This window comes from Streptomyces sp. NPDC029526 (assembly GCF_040637405.1).
Classification (GTDB): Bacteria; Actinomycetota; Actinomycetes; order Streptomycetales; family Streptomycetaceae; genus Streptomyces.
Window position 1 is genome coordinate 1 of record NZ_JBEZWE010000021.1, and the last position, 20,817, is coordinate 20,817.

Sequence of the window (20,817 nt, forward strand, 5' to 3'; positions counted from 1 at the left end):
GCCGATGGTACTGCAGGGGGGACCCTGTGGGAGAGTAGGACGCCGCCGAACAATCATTGCGATAAGCCCCCGTGCCTTTCGGCACGGGGGCTTATCGCGTTGTGGTGGTTTTCGTGCTGCTTTACCGTGGCGGTCATGAAGGGATCACCCGTCGGTACCACCGTGATACGTCCCGTCCAGGCAAGCGAATGGGCGCGGGTGAAGGAGCTGCGGCTGAGCGCGTTGCGCGACCCGGTCGCCGACCTCGCCTACGTGGAGAGCTACGAGGAGGCCGCCGCCCGGCCCGACGGCTTCTGGCGCGACCGTGCGGCCGGCGCCGCCCAGGAGGCCGGCACCACACGGCAGTTCGTCGCGGTGACCGGGGCCGGCCGCTGGGTGGGGACGGTCGCCGTCCTGATCGAGGAGGCCGGGACGCCGGACTGGGCCGGGCTGCCCGTGGAACGGCGCCAGGGACATCTCGTGGGCGTGCACGTCGCTCCCGAACACCGGGGCGCCGGCGTCACCGAGGCGCTGTTCCAGGCGGCCCTGGACTGGGCGTGGAAGCGCGGGGCGGAGCGGGCGCGGCTCATCGTGCACCCGGAGAACGAGCGGGCGCTGGGCTTCTACCGCAAGGCGGGCTTCGTGGAGAGCGGGGTGACCGTGCCCATGGCCACCAGGCCGGAGGAGCTCGAGTGGGAGATGGTGCTGGAACGGCCCGGGTCAGACGGGTAGTTCGGCGTGCGGCCAGCGGGCCCGGGCCTGTTCGCGGGAGCGGAGGAGGGCCAGGGTCGGCAGGCCCTGTTCCGTACCGGTGGCGAGGAGCTCCGGGAGGCGGGGGATCGGGGCCACGGCGGCGACGTCGTCCAGGACGAGGGTGAGTGGTGGGTCGAGCCGACCGGAGGATGACCGTGCGGCCATGCGCCGGCCGTGCTCGACCACGCTTGAGGCGAGGGCCGTCAACAGGGGCATGGCCCCCGGGGCGGTGCGGGGATCCTCGATGCTTTCGCCCACCACATAGAGCGTGCCCCCTTCGGCGATGAAGGAATCCAGTGCGAGGGCATCATTTCGGTTGGGTGTGCAGGCATCCCGCACGTTGACAGTGGACAGGGCGGCGAGCGCACGGCTCGTCAGCTGCTGGGCCATGTCCCGGCGTTCGGGGTGGGCGGTGAGGGCGGCCTCGAGCTCGCCGGCGGCGCCGGGTGCCGCCTTGGGGCTGGTGCGCAGGATGCGGACGGCGTCCTGGACCTGGAGGCCCTGGGCCCAGCGGTGGACGTGCCGGACGGTGCGGCCGTCGACGGCGGCGGCGTGCACGTAGCTGCGCAGGAGGAGTTCCGCGGTGTCGCTGACGGCCTGGTCGAGTCGGGAGGCGGGCCGGACCGGGGCGAGGAGGGCGGTGGCCCGCGCGACGGCGGTGTCCTTGTCCTCGCAGCCGCTGGTGGGGGACCAGTGCAGGCGGGCCGGCGTGTCGCAGCGGTGGGTCGGGTCGTAGAGGTGGGTGGGGCCGAGTTTGCCCCGGGCGTCCTTGGTCTCCTCCCACAGGGCGGGGTGGGACGAGAGGACGAGCACGGGGCCCTCCGCGTCCCGTACGGCCTGAGCGGCGGCCGTGTGGCGGACGTCGGGTGGGCCGTAGCGGACGGCGCTTCCGGTGCGGGAGGTGTCCCAGCCGTTGGCGGACGCCGCCTCCAGGGGAGCCGGGGCCGTCGCCGAGGAGGAGGGGAACGCTGCCACGGGCGAGGGGACCGCCCTCGCAGGCTCTGTGGGCTCCGGTGCGGGCGCGGGACCGGGCGTGGTGGCCGCGGGGGGCTGCTCCGCGTCCGGTGCCCTCGGCGTGGGGACCTCGTGCACGACGGGGGGCCGCGCCACGGACGAGTCCGACACCGACGAGTTCGACACCGACGAGTCCGGCATCGGCTCCCGGTCGGAGTGGGCCGGGGAGGCCGTCCGTTCGGCGCGGCGCCGGATGCGGTCGGCCTTCCAACGAGCCGCGGTGCCCAGGACGAACACCGTGAGCACCATCAGGATCATCAGCTGGCCGATGAACAGGCCCCAGAAGAGGCCGTAGCCGGAGAGGGCGCCGGCCGGGGTGTCCGGCCACGCGCCCGGGAGGTCGTGCGGTTCGGCGACGAGGGAGCGCATCGCCAGGGGGGTGCGGGTGAAGGTGACGCCGGACGGCCAGGCCCCGTGGGCGAGGAGACCGGCGAGGCCGGTGGCCGTCCACACCAGCGTCGTCATGCCGAGCAGGAAGCCGAGGATGCCGATCAGCAGCCCGTCGGGGATGCCGCCCCGGCCGTCCGCTCCCCCGCCGTGGCGGTCGTGCGCGCTTACCCGTGTCCTCCCCGCACCCTGCCGCTACGCCACCGTCGACTCGGAGTCGCCGACGTGGTGCTCCACGAAGGCCGCAGCGCGCGCCTCCGCCTCCAGCTCGGCGGCGCGCAGGGCGTCGTCGGCGAGGTCGACGGACGATTCGGTCATCGCGCGGTCGGTGAAGACCAGCGGGCGCTCCGTCTCGGTGACGAGGTGTTTGACCACCTGCACGTTGCCGTTGACGTCCCAGACGGCGATGCCCGGGGTGAGCGTCGGGATGATCTCCACGGCCCAGCGGGGCAGGCCGAGGACCCGTCCCGTCGCCCGTGCCTCGTCGGCCTTCTGGGCGTAGACGGTGCGGGTCGAGGCCATCTTGAGGATGGCGGCGGCCTCCTTCGCCGCCGCTCCGTCCACGACGTCGGACAGGTGGTGGACGACCGCGACGAAGGACAGGCCGAGCCGTCGGCCGAACTTCAGCAGGCGCTGGAACAGCTGGGCCACGAAGGGGCTGTTGATGATGTGCCAGGCCTCCTCGACCAGGAAGATGCGCTTCTTCCGGTCGGGGCGGATCCAGGTGTGCTCCAGCCACACGCCGACGATCGCCATGAGGATGGGCATGGCGATGGAGTTGCGGTCGATGTGGGACAGGTCGAAGACGATCAGCGGCGCGTCGAGGTCGATGCCGACGGTCGTCGGGCCGTCGAACATGCCGCGCAGGTCGCCGTCGACCAGGCGGTCCAGGACGAGGGCGACGTCCAGGCCCCAGGCCCGCACGTCGTCCAGGGCGACGTTCATCGCGGCGGCCGACTCGGGTTCGGGGTGGCGCAGTTGCTCCACGATGTCGGTGAGCACGGGCTGGCGGTCGAGGATCGTCTCGGTGACGTAGGCGTGCGCGACCTTGAGGGCGAAGCCGGCCCGCTCGTCGAGGCCGTGGCCCATGGCGACCTCGATGATGGTGCGCAGCAGGGCGAGCTGTCCGGTCGTGGTGATCGCCGGGTCGAGCGGGTTGAGCCGGATGCCGTGGTTGAGGGCGGCCGTCGGGTCGAGCCGGATGGGAGTTATGCCGAGTTCCTGCGCGATGAGGTTCCACTCGCCGACGCCGTCCTCGCCCTGCGCGTCCAGCACGACGACCTGGCGGTCCTTGAAGCGCAGCTGGCGCAGGACGTAGGTCTTCTCCAGGGCCGACTTGCCGTTGCCGGACTCGCCGAGCACCAGCCAGTGCGGGGCGGGCAGTTGCTGGCCGTAGAGCTGGAAGGGGTCGTAGATGTAGCCCTTGCCGGAGTAGACCTCGCGGCCGATGATGACGCCGGAGTCGCCCAGGCCGGGCGCGGCGGTCGGCAGGTAGACGGCCTGGGCCTGGCCGGTGGAGGTGCGCACCGGCAGGCGGGTCGTCTCGACCTTCCCGAAGAGGAAGGACGTGAAGGCGTCGGTGACGACGGACAGCGGATCCCGCATCGGACTTCAGCCCCTACCTTCGAATGCCGGTGGCGAACGGGAGTGTGTTCACGAAGGCGCGGTGGTGCTCGCGGTCGCACCACTCGAGTTTCAGGTACGACTTGCCGGCCGACGCCCTTATGGTCCGCTTGTCGCGGGCCAGGGCCTCGGGGGAGCGGGAGGAGACGGTGATGTAGCCGACCAGGTTGACGCCGGCCGCGCCGCTGGCGAGGTCCTCGCCGCGCTGGTCGAGCCGGCTGTGGGCGGCGATGTCGCGCGGGTCGACGGTGCGGTTCATCTTGGCGGCGCGGGACGCCTCGGCGTCGTCGTTGGTCTTCTCCGTCAGCATGCGTTCGATGGCGACCTCGGTGGGTTCGAGGTCCATGGTGACGGCGACCGTGCGGATCACGTCGGGGGTGTGGACGAGGAGCGGCGCGAGGAAGTTGACGCCCACGGGCGTCATCGGCCATTCCTTCACCCAGGCGGTGGCGTGGCACCAGGGGGCGCGGGTGGCGGACTCGCGGGTCTTGGCCTGGAGGTAGGTGGGCTCGGTCGCGTCCAGCTCGGCCGGCCAGGCGTTGCGCTTCGTCATCGCCTGGATGTGGTCGATGGGGTGGTCCGGGTCGTACATGGAGTGGATCAGCGAGGACAGCCGGCTCTGGCCGAGCGGCTGCCGGACGCGGATGTCGGCCTCCTGGAGCCGGGAGCAGATGTCGGTGAGCTCGCGGGCCATCACGACGGCCAGTCCGGCGTCGCGGTCCACCCTGCGGCCCTGGGTGCGCACGGCGCGGGCCATGGCGTTGGCCTCGGCGGCCAGGTCGCGGGTGTAGTGCATGCAGGCGACGAGGTAGGCGCGGTGCTGCTCGCTGCTGGTGGACACCATGGACTGGAGCTGGTCGTAGGACTGCTGCAGCCACGGCAGCGCCTTGTCGTCGCCGCGTACGGCGACGTCCTTGGCGTGGGCGTCGGGGTCGGCGGGCAGGGTGCGGGCCAGCATCTGGAGGCGGGTGACGAAGCCGTCGCCGTTGGCGACGTGTTTGAGGAGGGTGCCGAAGCGGTCGACCAGGGCTTCCTGGTCCTCGGAGTCGCGCAGGCCGACGCCGGGGCCCTCGATCTCGATGGCCGCGGTGACGGTCCTGCGGTCGGCGTGCAGGAGCACGGCGATCTCGTCCGGTCCGAAGGGTGCGGCGAGCCAGGTGATGCGGCCGATGCCGGGCGGCGGTCCGACCTCCACCTCGCGCCCGTCCAGGCGGGTGCCGGCCTCGACGACGGGGGAGCGGTAGGTGGCGCTGTTGCGCAGGGTGCGCTTGTAGCTGCGGTTGATCTCGAACCACTTGTAGAAGGTGCGGCCCTTGTAGGGCACGTACACCGCCGACAGGGCGATCATGGGGAGCCCGGCGAGCAGCACGATCCGCACGGACAGGACGGGGACGAGGAGCCCGCACATCATGCCGAGGAACGCGCCCAGGACGATGAGCGCGATCTCGCCGGTCTCGCGGTTGCGGCCGATGATCGCGTTCGGCCGGGCGCGGCCGATCAGATACGTACGGCGGGGCGTGACCGGATGGGACACGTGGGACTCGGTCGTCAACGCCCTTCACCTCCCGTGCGGTTGGTACTGCTGGTGCGGGTGTTGCCGGCGTGCGGTGTGTTCACCGGGCTGGCGGCGCGCGGGGCGGGTGCGGCGGAGGGGACAGTTCCGCCGCTGTTGGCCGGGCGCGAGCTGTGGGCGGCCACGCCCCCGGAGGCGGGGTTGGCGGGGCGGGGGCCGGAGGACTGGCCGCCGCCCGCGTTGTGGTCGGCGCGGGTGCTGTGGGTCTTGATGCCCTGTGCGACGAGGGTCGCGGGCGAGCTGATGACGGCGGCGGCCTTGCCCTCGGCGCCCTGCATGATGCGGTTGTTGCGGGAGCCGGCGATCTCGTCGCCGAAGCCCGGCACGAAGCGGTAGATCATCGCGGAGGCGAAGATCGCCAGCAGGATGATGGCGAGACCGGAGACGACCGCCGAGAACGCGTCGGGGCCGTCGTCGGCGGACAGGGCACCGGCGAGACCGAGCACTATCACGATGACGGGCTTCACCAGGATCACGGCGATCATGATCCCGGCCCAGCGGCGGACGTGACCCCACAGGTTCTTGTCGACCAGGCCCGCGTACACGACGGTGCCGAGCAGGGCGCCGACGTAGAGCAGCGCGGCCCGGATGACGAGTTCCAGCCAGAGCACGCCGGCGGCGAGGATCGAGACCAGGGAGACGACGATCAGCATGATCGGGCCGCCGCCGATGTCCTCGCCCTTCTCCAGGGCGCCGGAGAAGGTGCCGAAGAAGGTGTCCGTCTGGTCGCCGGTCGCCTTGGCGAGCACGTCGGTGACGCCGTCGGTGGCCGAGACGACGGTGTAGAGGATCAGCGGGGTGAACGCCGAGGCGAGCACCGTGAGCCACAGGAACCCCATGGCCTCGGAGAGGGCGGTGGTGAGGGGGACGCCCCGGACGGCCCGCTTGGCGACGGCCAGCAGCCACAGGAGCAGGGTGAGGATTGTCGACGCGGCGAACACGACGGCGTACTGCTGGAGGAACGTGGGGTTGGTGAAGTCGACCTGGGCCGTCTCCTGGACGGCGGCGCTGAGCTTCTTGATCGTCCAGGAGGCGGCGTCGGCGCAGCCCTGGGCGAGGGAGGCGAGGGGGTCCAGGGCGGAGGTGGGGGTGTCGAGGCGGGTGGCTCCGCCGGAGCCTTCGCCGTCCCTGCCGCGTTCGCAGTAGTCCTTGGCGGGCCCGCGGATGAGGTCGCAGGGGTCACTGCTGTCGGACGGAGCGGGGGTGGGGTCGGCGACTGCTCGCGTGGCGAAGAGGACCGTCGCGGCCTGCACCGCGAGGACAGCGGACGTCAGCCTGAGGAACTGGCGGCTAGCGCGCATACGTGAAACCTCCGTATTCCTCGACGGCCTTGGTCATGTCGTCGGCGGTGGAGGCCTGCTGGTCGCGCCCGACCGGGACGGGTCCGTCCTTCTGCTGGTAGTCGGTGACCTTCCAGTCGTCGTCGATCCACTTCAGTTGGTACGTGGTCGTGTACCAGCTTTCGGTCACCGGGTTGGTGGATCCGTCTCCGGAGAGACCGAACAGCGACGTGTACCAGACCTCGACACTGGCGTCGTTGGCCCCGGCCTGCGTCACCTTGGTGCCGACCGGAACGACGCGCGAGACGAAGGTCTGGCCGGAGGGTGCCTTGCCGCTCTTGTCGAGTCCGATGTTGCTGAGGAACTCCGGATTCGAGTACGCCCTGTCCAGGTCTGCCTGACGGGCGGCGGCGACGTCCGGGGCGTAGACAGCGGAGACGATCCGGCGGCGCCGCTCCTGGTCGAACATGTCCGCAGAGCCCAGTACGACGGAGTAGTTCGCCGCCGCGCTCTCCGCCCCCTGCCGGTTGTGGGCGAAGCCCGACGGGATGCCGGCCGTCTTGGTGCCCACCGGCTTCTCCCCCGACGGGGCGGTGGCCGCCGCCTTGGGGGAGTCGGCCTCGGGGTCGTCGGTGGCGGAGCCGTCTCCGCCGCGGTTGGCGAAGGCGATGGCGGCGATGAGGAGGACCACCACGCCGACGACCGTGACCAGGCTGCGGGACGACGAGCGGCCGGTTCTGCGCGCGCCGCCGTACGGACCGCCGCCGTTGCCCTCGGGCAGGCGGGTCCGGGTCTGGCCCGTGCCTCCGTAACCGCCGGTGGCCTCGTGCTCGTCTCCGAGACTCATGCCGCGTACGCCCCCTCGACGTCGTGCGGAAACACCTCGTACTCCGCGTACTCCTGGTACGACGGTAGCCGTGCTGGTCCCCGCGCGGGCGCGGTGTGGTGACTCGACATCAGGGAGACGCAACCTCAGCCGGTGGGCACGACGGGCGGGTGGGGTGGAGGGGTGCCGGGCGTGCCCGGTGGGGACCGTTGGAGCGGGTCTAGACGGCCATGCCGTACACGATGGTGAAGAGGGTGCCGAGTGAGCCGATGATGAACACACCCGTCAGGCCCGCGATGATGAGGCCCTTGCCCTGTTCGGCGCTGAACGTGTCGCGCAGGGCCGTGGCACCGATGCGCTGCTTGGCGGCGCCCCAGATGGCGATGCCGAGGCAGATCAGGATGGCGACCGCCATGACCACTTCGATCATGACCTTGGCCTCGTTGCCCAGGCTGCCGAAGGGGCCCCAGTCCGGAGCGATCCCGCCGATAATGGTGTTGATGTCTCCCTCGTCGGCCGCAAAGAGCATGTAAGTCACCGCCCCTGTTGGGTAGTTCCGCACCCTCTGCGGGCATGCAGAGGTCAGACCTCATTGTCGCCGACAAATGCGCCAACGCATGTCGACTTGGCGTCATTGGCTGGCGTGTTTTGTGTGAATGAAGAGTCGTATCGTCACTCTGTGTATCACGGTATGTTACGCCGGGCAATGAAGCCCGCGAAGAGGGCGGGACGCGTCCGGGCGAGGGGCGGGGAGGGCGTCCGATGTGCGTTCCGCGGTCGCGTCCCGTCGGGTTCGGCCGGGCTCGGTCGGGTCCGGTCAGGTCTGGTCGCGTTCGTGAGGGGTGACGGCCGGGGGTCGCCTCTACACTGACGGCGGCGGTCGGACTCCCTCGGGCGGAAGGGCGGTTGACGGTGCGTAAGGCGTGGGTGGTGGCGGGCGTCGCGCTCAGCGGTGGGCTCGCCTTCGTCATGCTGCTCGTCGTGGGCGTCTACCTGGTCGCCGGGAACCTCGTGAACGGGGTGGGGGGCGGGGCCGCCAAGGCGCTGGCCAAGGGTACGGTGCCGGCCGAGTACCAGGATCTGGTGGCGAAGTGGGGCAATCTCTGCCCGGCCATCAACCCGGCGCTGCTCGCGGCGCAGCTCTACCAGGAGAGCGGGTTCAACCCGAGGGCGCAGAGCCACGCGTCGGCGCAGGGCATCGCGCAGTTCATCCCCGGCACCTGGGCCACGCACGGCATCGACGGGGACGGGGACGGCGACCGCGACGTGTGGGATCCGGCGGACGCGATCCCGTCGGCGGCGCAGTACGACTGCACGCTGGCGTCCTACGTGAAGGACGTGCCGGGGAATCCGACCGAAAACATGCTGGCCTCCTACAACGCGGGGGCCTATGCGGTGATCAAGTACGGGGGGGTGCCGCCGTACAAGGAGACGCAGAACTACGTGGCGCGGATCACCGCGCTGGAGAAGAGTTTCGCGGCGCCGGTCGGCCGGGTCGACCCCTCGAAGCAGGCGGCGGGGGCCATCGCGTACGCGCAGGAGAAGCTGGGCACGCCCTACCTGTGGGGTGGCAACGGCACCGCTGAGCAGGGCGGACGCTTCGACTGCTCGGGTCTGACGAAGGCCGCCTACGAGAGCGTGGGGATCACGTTGCCGCGGGTGGCGAACGACCAGTACAACGCGGGACCGCATCCGGCGCGGGACGAACTGCTCCCGGGTGATCTGGTCTTCTTCTCGGACGACCCGACCGATTCGCGGGCCATCCGGCATGTGGGGATTTACGTGGGCGGTGGGTACATGATCGACGCGCCCCGCCCGGGTGCGGTGATCCGGTTCGACCCGATCGACACCCCCGACTACTTCGGTGCCACGCGGGTGACCGAAGATGGCGCGAAAGCGCTCCCCACCCCGGCGTAGCGGAGCGTGAACCAACCCCCTGAGCTGCGGAGATGAATCTCTCTTCGGTAACGTCTCGGTGATCATTCGGTGGACCGTGGAACGTATTGACGGGGGCCGTGCGTTCCTGTTGGCGTAGCCGGAAGCGGATCTACACACCACGGGGGTGGACAGGAAGGCGTGCACACCGTGTGCCGCACTACATGACGAAGGGGCCGCTGCACCATGGCTGGACTCGCCGAATCCGGGTCGAACCCCGACGTCGACCTGCTCTACGACATCAACGGCCTGGCCAAGGCGGCCCCGCCGTGGTTCGACCGCATCATGGAGTTCGTCGGCGAGTACGGGCTGTTGTTCGCCGTGATCCTGATGGTCATGTGGTGCTGGTGGGGCGTGCGGAAGCGGGGCGGGGAGGACGCGGCGGTCTCGGTCGCGGCGCTGGTGTGGGCCCCCCTCTCGGCGGCCGTGGCGGTGCTGGTGAACGTGCCGATCCGGGGCATCGTCGAGCGGCCCAGACCGTTCCTCGACCACGACGGCCTCGAGGTGCTGGTCTCCGGCAAGACCGACTACTCGTTCGTGAGCGACCACGCCACCCTCAGCATGGCCCTGGCGGTCGGACTGTTCCTGGCCAACCGGAAGTTCGGCCTGGTGGCCATCGTGATGGCGGTGTTCGCGGGCTTCTGCCGGGTCTACATGGGCGTGCACTACCCGACGGACGTGATCGGTGGGCTCGCGCTCGGCACGGCGGTCGCGCTGCTGCTGTCGCCGGCGGCGATGGCGCTGCTGACGCCGCTGATGCGGGCGATCGAGCGGTCGCCCAGGGCGGGATGGCTGATCGCGGCCCACGGGCGGGACGGGCAGCAGGGCGGGACGGCCCGGGGTCCGCGCCGTGAGGCGTCCGGCCCCGGGGAGCGCGACCTGGCGGCCTGAGCCGTCCGGACGGCGCAACCCGGCGGTGCGCGGAGGGTGCTGACGTGCCGTCGGTGCAGCGGGTCGCGGCGCGGGGCCGGGGGGAGGACCTAGGCTCGGCGGGGAACCGTCCCCGGCGAAGGGAAGCGTCCGTGCGCGGCAATGGCAGTTCGAGCGGTGCGAGCAGCCCGGCGAGCGGTGGCCGGGACGAGGGTGCGGGCGGCGTGGTCGCCGGAGCGGGGCGCGCGGGCGGGCCGGACGGGGCCGCCGGGACGCTGATGCCGGCCGCGTTCCTCGGCCACGGGAACCCGATGAACGCCCTGGAGCGCAACCGGTACACCGAGGCCTGGCGGCTGTTCGGCGCGTCGGTGCCGCGGCCGCGGGCGATCCTGGTGATCTCGGCGCACTGGTACACCAACGCCACCGCCGTCACCGCGATGCCCCGGCCGCGCACGATCCACGACTTCTACGGCTTCCCCCAGGAGCTGTTCGACGTCCAGTACCCCGCGCCCGGCGCGCCCGACGTCGCCGAGCTGGTGGCCGACGTGGTGAAGCCGACCTGGGTGGGGCAGGACATCGACAGCTGGGGCATCGACCACGGCACCTGGTCGGTGCTCGTGCACGCCTTCCCGGACGCGTCGATCCCGGTGCTGCAGCTCTCGCTCAACGCGTTCAAGGACTTCGACCACCACCTGAACCTGGGCCGCAAACTGGCCCCGCTGCGGGAGCAGGGGGTGCTGATCATCGGGAGCGGCAACATCGTGCACAACCTGCGGGCGGTCGACTTCCGGCAGCCGGACACCGGGTACGACTGGGCGCTGCGCTTCGACGAGGTGGCGCGCGAGCGGCTGACCGAGGATCCGGCGGGGGGCGCGGCGCTCGACGGGCACCCCGACTTCCGCCGGGCGGTGCCGACGCCGGACCACTACCTGCCGCTGCTGTACATCGCCGGGCTGGCCGACGACCGGCCGCTGGACCTGCTGGTCGACGGGCATGCCGCCGGTTCGATCTCCATGGCGGCCTACACCCTGGGCCTGGACCGGGACCTGACCGGCGCGGTCGGCGACGAGCCCGCCGCCGATCTGCCCGCCGGTTTCCCGGCGCTCGACTCCAACATCTGAGCCGGCCGGACGCGCCCCGGCGTTCTCAAGGGTTCTCCGGGACCTCGGGGCCGTCCCGCCCGGACCGGCGGTGCGGTGGCCCGGCGGGTCACCCGGCCGTGTGCTTCTCGGCGTCGGTGCGGGCCTGGCTGCGGGCCCTCCTGGCCGGGCCGCGCCAGCCGCAGGTGCAGCGGGCCGTGCAGAAGCGCCCCTGCTCCGCGGTGGTGGTGGAGTGTTCCTTCTGTCCGACGGGCTCGGGCCGTTCCTGCTGCTGCGCCACGCCGACCACGGTACCGCCCGCCGTGTCGCGCGTGACGGGGGCACCTACCGGTCGTTAACCGCAACGACAGCGGCCCGTGGCGGATGGAGCGGGGGTAGGCGGACGATGGCGGGAAGACCACTGCGGGGCGGGCGGATGCGCCGGGCCGTCGGCGCGCTCGGGGCCGTCGGCTGCCTGGGCCTGACGGCCGGGGCGTGCGCGCAGAGCGGGGCCGCGGCCGGTGGGGCGCCCGCCGGGGATCCGGTGACGGTGCTGCGGGACGCCGCCGACGCGCTGGTGGAGGCCGGGAGCGCCCAGACCCGCACGTCCATGGAGATGGCCAGCGGCGGCACGCGGGTGACCATCCGGGGCGAGGGCGTCTACGACTTCCGGGAGCGGACGGGGCGGCTGAAGGTGATGCTGCCCCAGGACCCGGCGGGGCAGGAGGTACGGCGGCCGATCACCGAGCTGCTCGCTCCGGGCGCCCTGTTCATGAAGAACCGCGGGGCCGGGGTGCCCGCCGACAAGTGGGTGCGGGTGGACACCGGCACGCTGGCCGACGGCAACCTCGTCACCGGTGGGGCGACCGATCCGCTGGTGGCCGCCGAGGTGCTGCGCGGGACGCGGACGGCCGCGTTCGTCGAGCGGACCGAGGTCGCGGGGACGGCCGTGCGGCACTACCGCGGGACGGCGGACCTCGCGGTGGCGGCGCGCGACGCCTCGGAGCCGAACCGGGGGCCGCTGGGTGCGGCGGCGAAAGGGTTCGCCACCGCCGCGGTGCCGTTCGACGTGTTCCTGGACGACGAGGGGCGCATCCGCAAGGTCCGGCACCGGTTCAGCTTCGTGAACGGGGCCGAGGAACGGCCGGTCGCGGTGGCGTCCACCACCCTGCTGTTCGGGTTCGGCGCCCCGGTGCGGGTGCGGCTGCCCGCCGCGGACGACATCTACGCCGGCCGGATCGCCGAGGAGTGACCGCGCTTCGCCGAAAGGCGGCCGGTGGGATCACCGAGGAGTGACCGGCGGGATGGCGGAGAGGTGACCGGCCCGACCGCTGAGAGGTGACCGGCCGGATCGCCGAGGAGTGACCGGCGGGAACTAGCCCTTACGTGCCATGCGCGGCGCGTGGGCCGCTGCCTACCCTGGGTCCTGTCCGACAGGCCCCGGGACGTCGGTGACGGCAGAGATGAGGTGACGCGCGTGGCCCCCCTCGGGATGGTCCAGGACCACGTGGCTCTCGCCGAGATAGAGCTGTGCGGAGATCTGATCATCGCCGCGTCCGCGGCTCAGGGACGGCTGAGTCTGGAGAGCATCGACGAGGTGCTCCGGGTGGCCGAGGCGCGGACCGCGGTCCAGGAGCCCGGCCGGCGTGCCGGGCCGGGGCGGCGCTGACGCCCCCGGACCGCTGACGCCCCGGACCGCCCGGCCCCGGCCCAGCCGGGCCGGGCCGTACCCCCGTACCCCGGCCGCGCTCCGTCCGGTCAGGTGCGGAGCATCCGGGCGATGGCCTGGGTGGCCTCCTTGACCTTGGCGTCGATCTCGTCGCCGCCCTTGACGGCCGCGTCGGCGACGCAGTGGCGCAGGTGCTCCTCCAGGAGCTGCAGGGCGAAGGACTGCAGCGCCTTGGTGGAGGCGGACACCTGGGTGAGTATGTCGATGCAGTAGACGTCCTCGTCGACCATCCGCTGCAGGCCGCGGATCTGTCCCTCGATGCGGCGCAGCCGCTTGAGGTGCTCCTGCTTCTCGTGGTGGTAGCCGTGGATGCCGCGGTCGTGGTCGGTGACGATCTCCGTCGCCTCGGAGGAGGGCGCTCCGGCGCCGGCCTCGGTGGTCGTCATCGCGTCCTCCTGTGTGTGCTGCCGGTCGTGGTCCGGTGCGGGGTCCCCGCGCGGGTGTCCGCACGGCCGTCACGTATATACCCCTGGCGGGTATATGGTACCGAATTTCCCTGGGTATAGGACCTGTGGCCGGTGCCGCGCGCGACGGCCGGCGCGGACCTCGGACGGCCCCCGTGCGGAGCAGCGAGCCCGATGGGCGACACTGGGGGACGGCCCGTTAGTCGTGGCCGGATGATGCGCCTAGCATCAGCCTGACCGAACCCTCTGCACCCCGAGGACCCCACGTGCGCTTTCGTCTGACCCCCAGGGAGACGAGCTTCTATGACATGTTCGCCGCATCCGCGGACAACATCGTCACGGGCTCCAAACTCCTGATGGAACTGCTCGGGGCGGACTCCTCCGCCCGGGTCGAGATCGCAGAGCGTATGCGGGCCGCGGAACACGCGGGTGACGACGCCACGCACGCGATCTTCCATCAGCTGAACTCCTCGTTCATCACGCCCTTCGACCGCGAGGACATCTACTCCCTCGCCTCGTCCCTCGACGACATCATGGACTTCATGGAGGAGGCCGTCGACCTGGTCGTCCTCTACAACGTCGAGGAGCTGCCCAAGGGCGTCGAGCAGCAGATCGAGGTGCTGGCGCGGGCCGCCGAGCTGACGGCCGAGGCGATGCCGAACCTGCGGACCATGGACAACCTCACCGAGTACTGGATCGAGGTCAACCGGCTGGAGAACCAGGCGGACCAGATCCACCGCAAGCTGCTGGCGCACCTGTTCAACGGCAAGTACGACGCCATCGAGGTGCTCAAGCTGAAGCAGATCGTGGACGTACTGGAGGAAGCGGCGGACGCCTTCGAGCACGTGGCGAACACGGTGGAGACCATCTCCGTCAAGGAGTCCTGACACCACCCATGGAGACGTTCGCACTGGTCGTGACCATCGGGGTCGCGCTCTTCTTCACCTACACCAACGGCTTCCACGACTCGGCGAACGCGATCGCCACCTCCGTGTCGACCCGTGCGCTGACCCCTCGGGCGGCGCTCGCGATGGCGGCCGTGATGAACCTGGCCGGCGCGTTCATGGGGTCCGGCGTCGCCAAGACGGTCAGTGAGGGGCTGATCCAGACGCCCGAGGGCTCGACGGGCATGGGGATCCTGTTCGCCGCCCTGGTCGGCGCGATCGTCTGGAACCTGATCACCTGGTACTTCGGGCTGCCGTCCTCGTCCTCGCACGCCCTGTTCGGCGGCATGGTGGGCGCCGCGCTGGCCGGCGGGACGGCCGTGTACTGGAACGGGGTCGTCGACAAGGTCGTCATCCCGATGTTCGTCTCGCCGCTGGTCGGCCTGCTCGCCGGGTACCTGGTCATGACGGCGATCATGTGGATCTTCCGGCGGGCCAACCCGCACAAGGCCAAGCGCGGCTTCCGGATCGCCCAGACCGTCTCGGCGGCCGGGATGGCGCTCGGGCACGGCCTGCAGGACGCCCAGAAGACGATGGGCATCGTGGTGATGGCGCTGGTCATCGCCGACGTCGAGGACTACGGCGACCCGATCCCGGTGTGGGTCAAGATCGCCTGTGCGGTGATGCTGTCCGCGGGCACCTACGCGGGCGGCTGGCGGATCATGCGGACGCTCGGCCGGAAGATCATCGAGCTGGACCCGCCGCAGGGGTTCGCGGCGGAGACCACGGGCGCGACGATCATGTTCGGTTCGGCGTTCCTGTTCCACGCGCCGATCTCCACCACGCACGTGATCACCTCGGCGATCATGGGTGTCGGGGCGACCAAGCGCGTGAACGCGGTCAGGTGGGGCGTCGCCAAGAACATCGTCATGGGCTGGTTCATCACCATGCCGGCGGCCGCCCTGGTGGCCGCGCTGTCGTTCTGGGTGGTGCAGCTGGCGTTCCTGTAGCGGTGCGCGGCGCGGGGTGCCCGCGGCACGGCAGGGGACGTACGGCGGGGCAGCCGGGCAGACAGCCGGGCAGCGCCGGACACAGCAGCCGGGCGGAGCAGCACGGCAGAGGATGGACGGCCCGGCCTCCGGCGCGGGGCGTGACGCGGCGGGATTTCCCGTCTCCGGCGGACGTGCGCCGGAGAAGAGGAAAGGGCCCGCCCCCGGCTGTCGGGGGCGGGCCCTGTGCTCCTCACGGTGGCACCGCCATGCAGCACCGTGAGGGGACCGGGGGTCAGCCGAAGCGGCCGGAGATGTAGTCCTCCGTGGCCTGGACCGACGGGTTGGAGAAGATGCGCTCGGTGTCGTCGATCTCGATGAGCTTGCCGGGCTTGCCGACCGCCGCGAGGTTGAAGAACGCGGTGCGGTCGGAGACGCGGGCGGCCTGCTGCATGTTGTGCGTGACGATGACGATGGTGAACCGCTCCTTCAGGTCGCCGATCAGGTCCTCGATGGCGAGGGTGGAGATCGGGTCCAGGGCGGAGCAGGGCTCGTCCATCAGCAGCACCTTCGGCTCGACCGCGATGGCGCGGGCGATGCACAGCCGCTGCTGCTGGCCGCCGGACAGGCCCGAGCCGGGCTTGTTGAGGCGGTCCTTGACCTCGTTCCAGAGGTTGGCGCCCCGCAGCGACTTCTCGACGATGTCGTCCAGCTGCGACTTCTTGTACTTGCCGTTCAGCCGGAGGCCGGCCGCCACGTTGTCGTAGACCGACATGGTGGGGAACGGGTTGGGGCGCTGGAAGACCATGCCGACCTCGCGCCGCACGGCCACCGGGTCGATGCCGCTGCCGTACAGGTTCTCGTCGTCGAGCATGACCTTGCCCTCGACCCGGCCGCCCGGCGTGACCTCGTGCATGCGGTTGAGGGTGCGCAGGAACGTGGACTTGCCGCAGCCGGAGGGGCCGATGAAGGCCGTGACGGAGCGGGGCTCGACCGTCATCGAGATGTCCTCGATGGCGAGGAAGGAGCCGTAGTAGGCGTTGAGGCCGCTGATGTCGATGCGCTTGGCCATGGGAATCACTGCTTCTTTCGGGTCGCCGGCGGTCGTCGCCGTGGCCGCGTCAGCGACCGGTCTGCGGGGCCTTCCAGCGGGCGATGCCGCGGGCCGCCAGGTTGAGGATCATGATGAACGCGATGAGCGTCAGGGCCGCCGCCCAGGCACGGTCGTAGGCCGCGCCGGAGCCTCCGCTGTTGGCGTACTGCAGGTAGATGTACATGGGCAGCGACTCCTGCGGCCCCTGGAAGGGGTTGGCGTTGATGAAGTCGGTGCCCCACACCAGCAGCAGCACGGGGGCGGTCTCGCCGGTGATGCGGGCCACGGCCAGCATCACGCCGGTGGTGATGCCGCCGATCGAGGTGGGCAGCACCACCTTGAGGATGGTGCGCCACTTCGGCACGCCGAGCGCCAGGGACGCCTCGCGCAGCTCGTTCGGCACCAGTTTCAGCATTTCCTCGGTGGAGCGGACGACCACGGGGATCATCAGGATCGACAGGGCCATGGAGCCGGCGAAGCCGGACGGGCCCATGCCGAGGATCAGCACCCAGAGGCTGAGGATGAACAGGCCCGCGACGATCGACGGGATGCCCGTCATGACGTCGACGAAGAAGGTCACCGCCTGGGCGAGCCGGCCGCGCCCGTACTCGACGAGGTAGATCGCGGTCAGCACGCCGACCGGTACCGAGATCAGGGCGGCGAGGCCGACCTGCTGCAGGGTGCCGAGCATGGCGTGGTAGATGCCGCCGCCGGGCTCGGCGTCGGCGACGGTGCCCATCGAGTGGGTGAGGAAGTAACCGTCGAGGACCTTCACGCCCTGCTGGACCGTCTCCCACAGCAGGGAGGCGAGTGGGATCACGGCCAGCAGGAAGGCGACCCACACCAGGCTGGTCGCCAGGCGGTCCTTGGCCTGGCGGACGCCCTCGACCTTGGCGGCGACGGCGAACGAGCCGCCCACGAACAGCACGGCCGCGATCAGGGCCCACTGGATGTCGCTCTGCAGCCCGGCGGCGGCGCTGATGCCGTAGCCCAGCGCGGCGGACGCGCCGGCCACCGCCCACGGGAACCACTTCGGCAGGGTCGCGCCGCGCAGGGAGCTGCGCTGCGGGCGCTGCGGGGACAGGGTTGCGTGGCTCATGCGTTGGCCCCCGAGTACTCCTTGCGGCGGGCGATGATCAGCCGCGCCGCGCCGTTGACCAGCAGGGTGATGACGAACAGCACCATGCCGGAGGCGATCAGGGCGTCCTGGCCCATCACGTTGGCCTCGTTGAACTTGCTGGCGATGTTCTGGGCGAAGGTGCCGCCGCCGGTGTCGAGCAGGCTGAGGTTGATGTCGAAGGACGGCGAGAGCACCATCGCCACGGCCATCGTCTCGCCGAGCGCGCGGCCGAGGCCCAGCATCGAGGCGGAGATGACGCCGGAGCGGCCGAAGGGCAGCACCGACATGCGGATGACCTCCCAGCGCGTGGCGCCGAGGGCCAGGGCGGCCTCCTCGTGCATCCGCGGCACCTGGCGGAACACCTCGCGGCTGACGTTGGTGATGATCGGCAGGATCATGATCGCCAGCAGGATGCCGATGGTGAACAGCGAGCGCGGGGCGCCGTCGTTCCAGGCGAAGACGCCGGTCCAGCCGAGGTAGTCGTCGAGCCAGCCGTAGAGGCCGTTGAGGTGCGGGACGAGGAAGAGGGCGCCCCACAGGCCGTAGACGATCGAGGGGACCGCGGCGAGCAGGTCGATCACGTAGGCGATGGTGCCGCCGAGGCGGCGGGGCGCGTAGTGCGTGATGAACAGGGCGATGCCCACCGAGATCGGCACCGCGATGATCATCGCGATGACCGACGACACGACGGTGCCGAAGGCCAGCACGGCGATGCCGAACTCCGGCGGGACGCCGGTGGGGTTCCACTCGAAGGTGGTGAAGAAGTTCGCCTCGTCCTTGCTGATGGCCAGGGAGGCGCGGTAGGTCAGGAAGGCCGCGATGGCGGCCATGAGCACCAGCACGAAGATGCCGGACCCGCGGGAGAGCCCGAGGAAGATCCGGTCACCGGGGCGGGTGGCGGCGCGTGCGGCCCGCTTCTGCTCGGCCGTGGCCGGCAGGGGGGCGGAGGGAGGGGCGGTGGGTGTCTGTGTCGTGGTGTCCATCGGGTTCTCCGGTCTGCGGAGCCGTCCGTGGCGGCGGCTCGGTCGGAGCCGTCCGGGGGCCGGGGGCTCCTGATGGCGGTGCACCGGACGGTGTGCGGACCGGACCCGGTGGGGGGCCGGTCCGCACACGCGGGTCAGCTGAGGGACGCGATGGTGTCGCGGACCTTGGTGATGATCTCGTCGGGCATCGGGGCGTAGCCGGCGTCGGCCAGCAGGCCCTGGCCGTCCTCGGAGGCCATGTAGTTCAGGAAGGCCTTGGTGGCGGGCAGGGTTTCGGCCTTGTTGCCCTTGTCGCAGACGATCTCGTAGGTGACCAGGACGATCGGGTAGGCGCCCTCGGCGTTCGGGGTGTAGTCCAGCTCCAGCGCCAGGTCCTTGCCGGTGCCGACGACCTTGGCGGCGCCGATGGCCGCGGTGGCGTTCTCGACGGTGGCCGCGACCGGCTCGGTGGCCTCGGTCTTGAGGTCGACGGTCTTGATGCCGTCCTTGGCGTAGGAGAGCTCGAAGTAGGAGATGGCGCCCGCGGTCTGCTTGACCTGCTGGGCCACACCGGAGGAGCCCTGCGCGGACTGGCCGCCCTCGGCCTCCCACGACTTGCCCGGCTCGTACGTCCAGTCCTTGGGCGCGGCGGCCTTCAGGTACTTGGTGAAGTTGTCGGTGGTGCCGGACTCGTCGGAGCGGTGGAACGCCTGGATCTTCAGGTCGGGCAGCTTGGCGTCGGGGTTGAGCTTCTTGATCGCCTCGTCGTTCCAGTTGGTGATCTTGTTGTCGAAGATCTGGGCCATGGTGGCCGCGTCCAGGGTGAGCGTGTCCACGCCCGGGACGTTGAAGCCGACCGCGATGGGGCCGCCGACCATCGGCAGGTCGATGCCCTGGCCGTCGGTGCAGATCTTCTTCGACGCCTCGACCTCCTCGGGCTTCAGCGCGGAGTCCGAGCCGGCGAAGGCGGTCTGGCCCTGGGTGAAGGCGGTGATGCCGGCGCCGGAACCGGTCGGGTTGTAGTTGACCTGCACGTCCTTGCAGGCGGCGGTGAACTGCTTCACCCACGCGTCGATCGCGTTCTTCTGCGCGGAGGAGCCGGACGCCTGGAGCTGGCCCCGGGCGTCGTCGCACTTGATGTTCCCGGCCTGCGCGGCGGCGGACGCGTCGCCGCCGTTGCCGCCGGAGGTGTCGTCGGAGCCGCACGCCGTGAGGGCCAGGGCGCCGGAGACGGCGAGAGCGCCGAGAGCGAGGGCCCGCCGGTTCTTGCGCTGAAGCTTCACTTGAATCCCTTCCAGGTGCCGCCGTCCTGATTTCGGCGGCGTGCGCGAAGTGTGGGTGATGCGGACGCCCGGGGCGCCGGGCCGGGGGACTGGCCGCATCCTGCACGGCCGAAATTAGGCAGAACAGGTGAAGCCGCCGATGGCCGTACATGAACGAGGGGTGAACCCCTGAGGACGGTGCGGTGAGGTCACGGAACGCTCACGTCCCGGACACGGGCCGGGCACGGGTCGGGCGCGGACGGGTGCCGGGGGAGGGGGCGGTCCGTCGGCTCCGGCGGGGGTCCGTACGAGGGCGCACGAGGGCGCCGAGGGCGTGCGAGGGGGCATGAGGCGGTACGAGGCGGACGGGGGCGTACGGTCGTCCGGTCTGGGACGGTCGCCCGGTCGCCCGGTCGGGCGGCCTTACGGCCGGGCGTTCGCACCGGGCCGGGCGCACAGGGCGCGCCGTTCGCCCGCCGGTGCCGGCGGGGCCCTACGCGGAACCCGTGGGCGGCCGGCCGTCCCTTTCGCCGGAGGTGGCGAGGTGGGCGAGGTGGGCGAGCAGGTCGTCCACGAGGTCGGCGTCGCGCGGTGCGGTGAGGCGCTCGCGGGCCCGGTCCGGGGGGAGCCACAGGACGCGGTCCACCTCGTCGTTCGGGGTGAAGCCGCCGGAGACGGCCCGGGCGGCCCAGTAACGGACCCGTTTGGGGCGGCCGTCGGCCAGGTAGTGCACGGAGGGCAGCTCGGCGCCCGGGGCGGCCGTGTGGCCGGTCTCCTCGGCGACCTCGCGCAGGGCCCCCGCGAGCGGGTCCTCGCCGCGCTTGAGCTTGCCCTTGGGCCAGGACCAGTCGTCGTACTTGGGACGGTGGACGAGACACAGCTCCAGCCCACCCGTCACGGGCGAGTACCGCCACAGGACGCAGCCCGCCGCCTGGACCGTGAGAGGGCCGTGCGCCATGGGAGTCCCGCCTTCCTGGGTCCCGGCCGGTGCCGGTGCCGGTGCCGGTGCCGCGGGCCGCGTGAGCGGGGCGTCCCGGCCGCGGCCGGTGGGTCCG

21 protein-coding genes are annotated in these 20,817 nt (G+C 71.3%); 8 read left to right on the top strand and 13 right to left on the bottom strand.

Annotated elements, in window-relative coordinates; genetic code table 11:
- Nucleotides 1–135 precede the first annotated feature (135 nt).
- Nucleotides 136–711, top strand: coding sequence for a GNAT family N-acetyltransferase (locus AB0F01_RS27980; protein ID WP_362101207.1), 576 nt, complete (start codon nt 136–138; stop codon nt 709–711).
- Here the strand turns inward: AB0F01_RS27980 and AB0F01_RS27985 are convergent.
- The 6 genes from AB0F01_RS27985 to AB0F01_RS28010 form a co-directional block, all read right to left on the bottom strand.
- Nucleotides 700–2,211: a type VI secretion protein gene (locus AB0F01_RS27985; RefSeq protein WP_362101210.1), complete on the bottom strand. Its 1,512-nt coding sequence runs from the start codon at nt 2,209–2,211 to the stop codon at nt 700–702. The two genes, AB0F01_RS27980 and AB0F01_RS27985, sit on opposite strands and share 12 nt — an antisense overlap.
- A gap of 117 nt (nt 2,212–2,328) precedes the next feature.
- A complete protein-coding gene (locus tag AB0F01_RS27990; RefSeq protein WP_362101213.1) occupies nt 2,329–3,738 on the bottom strand; it encodes an ATP-binding protein in 1,410 nt (469 codons plus the stop codon).
- Nucleotides 3,739–3,751: 13 nt separating this feature from the next.
- The gene (locus tag AB0F01_RS27995) at nt 3,752–5,308 is read right to left on the bottom strand and encodes an SCO6880 family protein (protein ID WP_362101216.1); all 1,557 of its coding nucleotides are present in this window, start codon (nt 5,306–5,308) and stop codon (nt 3,752–3,754) included.
- Nucleotides 5,305–6,630: a hypothetical protein gene (locus AB0F01_RS28000; protein WP_362101219.1), complete on the bottom strand. Its 1,326-nt coding sequence runs from the start codon at nt 6,628–6,630 to the stop codon at nt 5,305–5,307. The genes AB0F01_RS27995 and AB0F01_RS28000 overlap by 4 nt, the downstream gene beginning before the upstream one ends.
- On the bottom strand, nt 6,620–7,456 hold the full coding sequence (locus AB0F01_RS28005; protein WP_362101220.1) for a hypothetical protein: 837 nt from the start codon (nt 7,454–7,456) through the stop codon (nt 6,620–6,622). Before AB0F01_RS28005 ends, AB0F01_RS28000 begins: the two co-directional genes overlap by 11 nt.
- A gap of 199 nt (nt 7,457–7,655) precedes the next feature.
- Nucleotides 7,656–7,964 carry a hypothetical protein gene (locus tag AB0F01_RS28010; RefSeq protein WP_006136301.1) on the bottom strand — a complete coding sequence of 103 codons (309 nt, stop codon included), beginning with the start codon at nt 7,962–7,964 and terminating at the stop codon, nt 7,656–7,658.
- Nucleotides 7,965–8,341: 377 nt separating this feature from the next.
- On the opposite strand from AB0F01_RS28010, the gene AB0F01_RS28015 reads away from it, so the two are divergent.
- The 3 genes from AB0F01_RS28015 (at nt 8,342) to ygiD (ending at nt 11,361) form a co-directional block, all read left to right on the top strand.
- On the top strand, nt 8,342–9,352 hold the full coding sequence (locus AB0F01_RS28015; protein WP_362101222.1) for an NlpC/P60 family protein: 1,011 nt from the start codon (nt 8,342–8,344) through the stop codon (nt 9,350–9,352).
- Nucleotides 9,353–9,556: 204 nt separating this feature from the next.
- Nucleotides 9,557–10,261 (top strand): phosphatase PAP2 family protein, encoded by a 705-nt coding sequence (locus AB0F01_RS28020; RefSeq protein ID WP_362101225.1) that lies wholly within the window; start codon nt 9,557–9,559, stop codon nt 10,259–10,261.
- A gap of 131 nt (nt 10,262–10,392) precedes the next feature.
- Entirely contained in the window at nt 10,393–11,361 is a 969-nt protein-coding gene (gene ygiD, locus AB0F01_RS28025) for a 4,5-DOPA dioxygenase extradiol (protein ID WP_362101227.1), read from the top strand.
- 88 nt (nt 11,362–11,449) lie between these two features.
- Here the strand turns inward: ygiD and AB0F01_RS28030 are convergent, their stop codons facing one another.
- Entirely contained in the window at nt 11,450–11,620 is a 171-nt protein-coding gene (locus tag AB0F01_RS28030; RefSeq protein ID WP_362101230.1) for a hypothetical protein, read from the bottom strand.
- Between the two features lie 105 nt (nt 11,621–11,725).
- On the opposite strand from AB0F01_RS28030, the gene AB0F01_RS28035 reads away from it, so the two are divergent.
- The gene (locus tag AB0F01_RS28035) at nt 11,726–12,571 is read left to right on the top strand and encodes a hypothetical protein (RefSeq protein ID WP_362101232.1); all 846 of its coding nucleotides are present in this window, start codon (nt 11,726–11,728) and stop codon (nt 12,569–12,571) included.
- A gap of 216 nt (nt 12,572–12,787) precedes the next feature.
- Nucleotides 12,788–12,988 carry a hypothetical protein gene (locus AB0F01_RS28040; RefSeq protein ID WP_362101234.1) on the top strand — a complete coding sequence of 67 codons (201 nt, stop codon included), beginning with the start codon at nt 12,788–12,790 and terminating at the stop codon, nt 12,986–12,988.
- An 89-nt stretch (nt 12,989–13,077) separates the two neighbouring features.
- Here the strand turns inward: AB0F01_RS28040 and AB0F01_RS28045 are convergent, their stop codons facing one another.
- Complete coding sequence (locus AB0F01_RS28045) at nt 13,078–13,434, bottom strand: metal-sensitive transcriptional regulator (protein ID WP_362101237.1); 357 nt, start codon at nt 13,432–13,434, stop codon at nt 13,078–13,080.
- Between the two features lie 284 nt (nt 13,435–13,718).
- On the opposite strand from AB0F01_RS28045, the gene AB0F01_RS28050 reads away from it, so the two are divergent.
- Together AB0F01_RS28050 and AB0F01_RS28055 are read left to right on the top strand one after the other, a co-directional pair.
- Nucleotides 13,719–14,339: a DUF47 family protein gene (locus tag AB0F01_RS28050; RefSeq protein ID WP_362101240.1), complete on the top strand. Its 621-nt coding sequence runs from the start codon at nt 13,719–13,721 to the stop codon at nt 14,337–14,339.
- 8 nt (nt 14,340–14,347) lie between these two features.
- On the top strand, nt 14,348–15,346 hold the full coding sequence (locus tag AB0F01_RS28055; protein WP_362101243.1) for an inorganic phosphate transporter: 999 nt from the start codon (nt 14,348–14,350) through the stop codon (nt 15,344–15,346).
- A gap of 274 nt (nt 15,347–15,620) precedes the next feature.
- Here the strand turns inward: AB0F01_RS28055 and pstB are convergent, their stop codons facing one another.
- The 5 genes from pstB to AB0F01_RS28080 form a co-directional block, all read right to left on the bottom strand.
- A complete protein-coding gene (pstB, locus tag AB0F01_RS28060; protein ID WP_362101245.1) occupies nt 15,621–16,397 on the bottom strand; it encodes a phosphate ABC transporter ATP-binding protein PstB in 777 nt (258 codons plus the stop codon).
- Between the two features lie 49 nt (nt 16,398–16,446).
- Nucleotides 16,447–17,517: a phosphate ABC transporter permease PstA gene (pstA, locus tag AB0F01_RS28065; RefSeq protein ID WP_362101248.1), complete on the bottom strand. Its 1,071-nt coding sequence runs from the start codon at nt 17,515–17,517 to the stop codon at nt 16,447–16,449.
- Nucleotides 17,514–18,521 (bottom strand): phosphate ABC transporter permease subunit PstC, encoded by a 1,008-nt coding sequence (gene pstC / locus AB0F01_RS28070; protein WP_362101250.1) that lies wholly within the window; start codon nt 18,519–18,521, stop codon nt 17,514–17,516. The genes pstA and pstC overlap by 4 nt, the downstream gene beginning before the upstream one ends.
- A gap of 134 nt (nt 18,522–18,655) precedes the next feature.
- Complete coding sequence (pstS, locus tag AB0F01_RS28075; protein WP_362101252.1) at nt 18,656–19,783, bottom strand: phosphate ABC transporter substrate-binding protein PstS; 1,128 nt, start codon at nt 19,781–19,783, stop codon at nt 18,656–18,658.
- Between the two features lie 472 nt (nt 19,784–20,255).
- A complete protein-coding gene (locus AB0F01_RS28080; protein WP_362101255.1) occupies nt 20,256–20,720 on the bottom strand; it encodes an NUDIX hydrolase in 465 nt (154 codons plus the stop codon).
- Between the last annotated feature and the right edge of the window lie 97 nt (nt 20,721–20,817).